The 676-nt window shown below is 75.3% G+C and carries 1 pseudogene; it reads left to right on the plus strand.

The features are described from left to right. A pseudogene (locus HR086_RS47305) lies at positions 1 to 676 on the plus strand (hypothetical protein); the annotation flags it as partial.

Genomic DNA, 676 nt, shown 5'->3' on the forward strand with positions numbered 1-676 from the left:
GTACGCGGTGGGGGCTCGGCCACCAGGGCCGCCCGAGGTGACTTCATCGGACGCGGAGGGGCTGGCGCTGCATCGGCGCGCGGCGGAGGCGTACGAGGCCCTGCCCGCGGAGGCGCGGCGGCGGGCCTGCGCGGAGGTGGTGCGCCACTGGCTCGCGGCGAAGGTGCCCCAGCGCGCGCTGCCGCATCTGCTGGAGGTCGCCGCGTGGAACCTCGCGGCGTTGGAGCCGGCGGCGGCGCTGGGGGTGTACCGCGTCGCGCTGGACGTCGCCGCGTCGCTGTCGCTGGACGCCGCGCGTCAGTGGTCCCGTGTGCTGTGGGAGCGAATCGGGGACGCGCATCGGCTTGCGGGAGAGCGAGCGGAGGCCGAGTCCGCCTGGCGCATCGCCATCTCGCTCGAGGATCCTCGCGCGGTGCTGGCGACGCCCGAGCACCTCCACTGTCTGCGCAAGCTGGCCGCGGTGGTGTTGTCGCTGGAGCGCTACGAGGAAGTGGTGTCGCTGGGGCAGGCCGTGGGGGAACTCGCGGCGGGCCCGGACGCGCTGGTCTGTACGGCCTCGTTGGACGCGCTGTGTGCGCTCGCGCTGTGTGGGCTGGGGCGCTTCGAGGAGGCGGAGGCGCGCCTGGCGAGTGCTCGGGCGAGGTTGCTCCAGGCGCCGTACCAGGAGGGGCCGGGG

The organism is Myxococcus sp. CA039A, from assembly GCF_013336645.1.
GTDB lineage: Bacteria > Myxococcota > Myxococcia > Myxococcales > Myxococcaceae > Myxococcus > Myxococcus llanfairpwllgwyngyllgogerychwyrndrobwllllantysiliogogogochensis.